This window comes from bacterium, from assembly GCA_016873475.1.
Classification (GTDB): domain Bacteria; phylum Krumholzibacteriota; class Krumholzibacteriia; order JACNKJ01; family JACNKJ01; genus VGXI01.
In genome coordinates this window covers 1-5,116 of record VGXI01000211.1, presented here as the reverse complement: position 1 = coordinate 5,116, position 5,116 = coordinate 1, and the positions used below count along the sequence as shown (strand labels likewise).

The 5,116-nt window shown below is 65.3% G+C and carries 5 protein-coding genes; 4 read left to right on the top strand and 1 reads right to left on the bottom strand.

What is annotated here, in order from left to right:
• The coding region (locus tag FJ251_13285) for a hypothetical protein (GenBank protein ID MBM4118680.1) at positions 1-239 on the bottom strand (239 nt) is incomplete at its 3' end.
• Between the two features lie 114 nt (positions 240-353).
• On the opposite strand from FJ251_13285, the gene FJ251_13280 reads away from it, so the two are divergent.
• The 4 genes from FJ251_13280 to FJ251_13265 all read left to right on the top strand — a co-directional run.
• Positions 354-623, top strand: a complete 270-nt coding sequence (locus tag FJ251_13280) for a hypothetical protein (GenBank protein ID MBM4118679.1) — start codon at positions 354-356, stop codon at positions 621-623.
• Positions 568-2,223, top strand: coding sequence for a restriction endonuclease subunit S (locus tag FJ251_13275; protein MBM4118678.1), 1,656 nt, complete (start codon positions 568-570; stop codon positions 2,221-2,223). The genes FJ251_13280 and FJ251_13275 overlap by 56 nt, the downstream gene beginning before the upstream one ends.
• On the top strand, positions 2,223-3,230 hold the full coding sequence (locus FJ251_13270; GenBank protein ID MBM4118677.1) for a Fic/DOC family protein: 1,008 nt from the start codon (positions 2,223-2,225) through the stop codon (positions 3,228-3,230). The genes FJ251_13275 and FJ251_13270 overlap by 1 nt, the downstream gene beginning before the upstream one ends.
• A 163-nt stretch (positions 3,231-3,393) precedes the next feature.
• A partial coding sequence (locus FJ251_13265; GenBank protein MBM4118676.1) for a type I restriction endonuclease subunit R occupies positions 3,394-5,116 on the top strand: 1,723 nt, incomplete at its 3' end.

Sequence of the window (5,116 nt, the reverse complement as noted above, 5' to 3'; positions counted from 1 at the left end):
CGGCCACGGGGAACCCGCAAGTCCTGAGGGCCGCACTCGGTCGTCAGGCTCCGGGTCAGCGCGCCGTTGCGGTAGCCACCGCGATCAGCGGTCCGCTCTCGGGGCGCCGCACCCAGGGCAAGCGCCAACTCGTCCTCGAGGAGCTGTTCGATCGCCTCACGGAGCCGACCGCGGATCAGCTCGCGCAGGTCAGCAGCAGGCAGTGGCATGCAGGGGGTCGTTGGGGTATCGTTGTCCATGGCGTAGTCCTCCGGTCTTCCCGCGCATCCGCGCGGGGTTGGGATAGCAACCGGAGACTACGCCATTTGCGGCTTTCCACAAGACTCGGGACGGTGCCCGAGATTTCCCACAAGATGCTCAAGCGCTTTCTGGAGATGACCTCCGCCACCCCGCAGAGCATCGACGAAATGCCGTTTCCCGACCTCATCCGAACGGGAAGCGAGCAGGGGCTTCTGCTGAGCAGTTGGGATGTATGGCAGGACTATCGGAAGGCCCGCGGAACCACCAACCATACCTACGATGAAGCCAAAGCGGCTGAGGTCCTGGCCGTCATCCCAGCTTTCCTAGATGAGGCTCGGTATCTCCTGGGCAGGCTGGAGCAGCGAATCCGTGAAACCGATTGACATCAGGCCGGGAGACCTCGAAACGGTTCGGCGCATCCTGGCGGAACATGTGCTGGAGCGCGAGGTCCGCGCCTTCGGCTCCCGCGTGGCCTGGACAGCCAAGGAGTTTTCCGACCTTGACCTGGCGGTCATGGGCGAGGAGCCGCTTTCCGCCTCAGTTCTGGGGCGGCTGTCCGAGGCATTCACCGAATCAAACCTCCCGTTCAAGGTCGACGTGGTGGCCTGGGCGACGACCAAGGAGAGCTTCCGGCGGATCATCGAGAAGGAATGCGTGGTAGTGCAGGAGGGCGGGAAGAGGAAAGTGGGTCTAGCGGGTGAGTGGCGCGTCGAACCGCTTGAACGGCTTCTTGAGCCCGAACGCGCGATCTCGTACGGTATCGTCCAACCCGGAGCGCCGACGAGTGACGGAGTTCCTATTGTCCGTGTAACCGACATTCGCGACGGGCGGATCGCAACTACCGATCCGCTGCGGGTATCTCGTGAAATCGAAGCGACCTATGGGCGAACCAGATTGAGGGGGGGCGAGCTGCTCCTTACACTCGTCGGTACGGTCGGCGAAGCAGCTGTCGTGCCGGAGTCGCTTGCCGGCTGGAACACAGCCAGAGCAGTCGCTGTGATCCCAGTCCGCGCAGATGTCGGGTCGTACTGGGTCAAACTCGCACTTCGCTCACCCGAGGTCCGACATATCATCGACTCGCGCCTTAACACAACGGTTCAAGCGACTCTGAATCTGCGCGATGTGGCCCAGTTACCAATCGTGATGCCTCCCGATGCCCAGAGGCGCGCCATTGCGCACATCCTCGGCACGCTAGACGACAAGATCGAGCTGAACCGGCGGATGAGCGCGACGCTGGAGGCGATGGCGCGGGCGCTCTTCAAGTCGTGGTTCGTGGACTTCGACCCCGTCCGCGCCAAGGCCGAAGGCCGCGATTCAGGCCTCCCCAAGCCCCTCGCCGACCTCTTCCCCGACCGCCTCGTCGACTCCGAACTCGGCGAGATGCCGGAGGGGTGGGAGGTAAAGAGCCTCGACGAGATCGCGCGATTCCTCAACGGGTTAGCCCTGCAGAAGTACCCGCCTATGGATCATCGATCGCTGCCCGTCATCAAGATTGCTCAGCTCCGCGCGGGCAACACCACGGGCGCTGATCGCGCATGCGCGGACCTCGACGCGGACTACGTCGTAAGGGACGGCGACATCCTCTTTTCGTGGTCCGGTTCCCTTGAGTGCTCGCTGTGGGCGGGTGGGGAGGGGGCGCTGAACCAGCACCTGTTCAAGGTTACATCGGCAACGTACCCGCGCTGGCTCTGCTACCTTGGAGTGCACGCTCATCTGGATGACTTCCGGCACATCGCGGCAGGGAAGGCAACGACGATGGGCCATATCCAGCGTCACCACCTCTCCGATGCCAAGCTCCCGGTGCCCCCTACTCTGCTTCTGGACGCAATGAGCAAGCAGCTCGAGCCAATGATCGCTTCGATCTGGAAGCGCGAGGTCGAATCCCGCACCCTAGCCGCGTTGCGCGACACGCTGCTGCCCAAGCTCATCTCCGGCGAGCTGCGGGTGAGGGACGCGGAGAAGCTCGCCGGAAGGGTAGCTTGATGGTGGCCGAGCGCAGAGCTGAAGCCGGCGGGGAAGTCGTCGTCTACCAGGCGCCGGATGGCCAGGTCCGGGTGGACGTTCGGCTGGAGCGCGAGACGGTCTGGCTAACGCAGCAGCAGATGGCCGACCTGTTTGGGCGGGAGCGGTCAGTCATCACCAAGCATGTCCGCAACGTGTTCAAAGAGGGGGAGCTCGACGAGGACAGCAATGTGCATTTTTTGCACATTGCCGGGTCCGACAAGCCGGTCGGGCTTTACAGCCTCGACGCGATCATCTCGGTCGGCTACCGGATCAAGTCGCTGCGCGGTACGCAGTTTCGCATCTGGGCCACCAACACCTTGCGCGAGCACCTGCTGCGCGGCTACACGCTGCACGAGCGCCGCCTGCGGGAGCGGGGCTTGGGCGAGATCGAGCAGGCGGTGGGGCTCTTGGCCCGCACGCTGACGGCCCATGCCCTCGTCACGGATGAAGGCCGCGCCGTGCTGGATGTGGTGCAGCGCTACACCCGTTCCTGGCGGCTGCTGCTGGAGTACGACGAAGGGCGACTGGCGGAGGCGCCGGCGCGTGCCGTAGCGCCTACCGCAGCGCTCTCTTTGGACGATGCGCGGGCTGCCGCCGCGAGCCTGCGCTCCGATCTCGCGCGCCGAGGCGAGGCCGGCAGCCTCTTCGGGCAGGAGCGCGGCGATGGACTCGCCGGGATCCTCGGTGCCATCGAGCAGACCTTCGGCGGCGAACCGCTCTACCCGAGCGCGCAGGTGCGCGCTGGGCACGTCCTCTACTTCGTCATCAAAGACCACCCCTTCAGCGACGGCAACAAGCGCATCGGGACGCTGCTATTCCTCGAGTACCTGCGGCGCAACGGCCTGTTGCTACGGCCCGACGGGAGCCCGCGACTCGCGGACAACGCGATGGTGGCGCTCGCCCTGCTCATCGCCGAGAGCGATCCGGCGCAGAAGGAACTGATGATCCGGCTCGTGCTGAATCTCCTAGGGGACGACCAGTCATGAGCGAGCGCGGCGTCACCGAATCTGTAAAATTCGCTCGGTACCTGCCATTCTGGGCCTGAGGCCTATTTAAGCGCCTGTCCGGGAGAGGAGACCGTGAAAGCTGTAACTGATAGCATTACAATGGGATGGCTTTTTAAGGCTATCCAGGGAGAATCTGTCCGTCGTGACGGCCTTTAGCGAGTCGACGGTCGAAGCTGCAGCCCTTGGCTGGTTGGATGCTGGGGGCTGGCAGGTCGCGCACGGGCCGGAGATCGCACCCGACATGCCCACCGCCGAGCGGGCCGACTACGGTGAGGTGGCGCTGGCGCAGCGCCTGCGCGACGCACTCGCCCGCCTCAACCCCGCGCTTCCCGTCGAGGCCTTGGATGACGCCTTCCGCAAGCTCACTCGGCCCGAGGGTGCCGATCTGGTTCAACGCAACCGCGCGCTCCATCAGCTACTCGTGGATGGCGTAACGGTCGAGTACCGCACGGCGGCGGGCGAGATCCGCGGTGCCCAAGCGAGGGTCATCGACTTTGACACGCCCGCGAACAACGACTGGCTTGCGGTCAACCAGTTCACCGTGGTCGAGAACCGGCACACCCGTCGGCCGGACGTGGTGCTCTTCGTGAACGGCCTGCCGCTCGCCGTGCTCGAGCTCAAGAACGCGGTCGACGAGGACGCGACGATCTGGACCGCCTTCCACCAGCTCGAGACCTACAAGGCCGAGATCCCGGCGCTCTTCGCGACCAATGCCGTGCTGGTCGTTTCCGATGGGATCGAGGCCCGCGTCGGCACACTCACCGCCGGGCGGGAGTGGTTCAAACCCTGGCGTACCATCTCGGGCGAAGGGCTAGCTGATGCCCACATGCCCGAGCTCCAGGTTCTGATACAGGGCCTACTGGCCCCGCAGCGTTTCCTCGACCTGCTCCGCGACTTCATCGTCTTCGAGGACGACGGCAGCGCGCGCGCAATGAAGAAGATGGCTGGCTACCACCAGTACCACGCCGTGCGAGTTGCGGTGGGGGAGACCCTTCGCGCGGCACAGGCAGAGCGCGCGGCCGAGACCCGTGGCCGCTACGAGGCGGGCATGCAGCCCGGCGGCAAGCCGGGCGACCGCCGCGTGGGCGTCGTTTGGCACACGCAGGGCTCGGGCAAGAGCTTGACCATGGCCTTCTATGCGGGGCGCATCATCCGCGAGCCGGCGATGGAGAACCCAACGATCGTGGTCCTCACCGACCGCAACGATCTCGACGACCAGCTCCACGGTACCTTCTCCCGCTGCCAGGACCTCCTGCGCCAGCCGCCGGTGCAGGCCGAGAGCCGCGCTCACCTGCGCGAGTTGCTATCGGTGGCAGCAGGCGGCGTGGTCTTCACGACTATCCACAAGTTCTTCCCCGAGGAGAAAGGTGACCGCCACCCGAAGCTCTCCGAACGCCGCAACATCGTGGTGATCGCCGACGAAGCGCACCGGAGCCAGTACGACTTCATCGACGGCTACGCGCGCCACATGCGGGACGCCCTCCCGCACGCCTCGTTCATGGGCTTCACCGGTACGCCGATCGAGCGTGCCGACCTGAGCACGCGTGCGGTCTTCGGGGACACCATCAGCGTCTACGATATCCAGCGCGCGGTGGCGGACAGGGCCACAGTGCCGATCTACTACGAGAGCCGGCTGGCCAAGCTGGGGCTCGACGAGGCCGAGCGGCCGAAGATCGATCCCGAGTTCGAGGAGGCGACCGAGGGCGAGGAGGTCGAGCGCAAGGAGAAGCTCAAGACGAAGTGGGCTCAGCTCGAGGCTGTCGTGGGCGCCGAGAAGCGGCTCGAGATCGTGGCGCGCGACATCGTCGAGCACTACGAGAAGCGGCTGGAGGCGCTGGACGGCAAGGCGATGATCGGCTGCAGAA

Coding starts and splice junctions, on each gene's coding strand:
- FJ251_13280 (MBM4118679.1), top strand. CDS start 354: ATGCTCAAGCGCTTTCTGGAGATGACCTCCGCCACCCCGCAGAGCATC.
- FJ251_13275 (MBM4118678.1), top strand. CDS start 568: ATGAGGCTCGGTATCTCCTGGGCAGGCTGGAGCAGCGAATCCGTGAAA.
- FJ251_13270 (MBM4118677.1), top strand. CDS start 2,223: ATGGTGGCCGAGCGCAGAGCTGAAGCCGGCGGGGAAGTCGTCGTCTAC.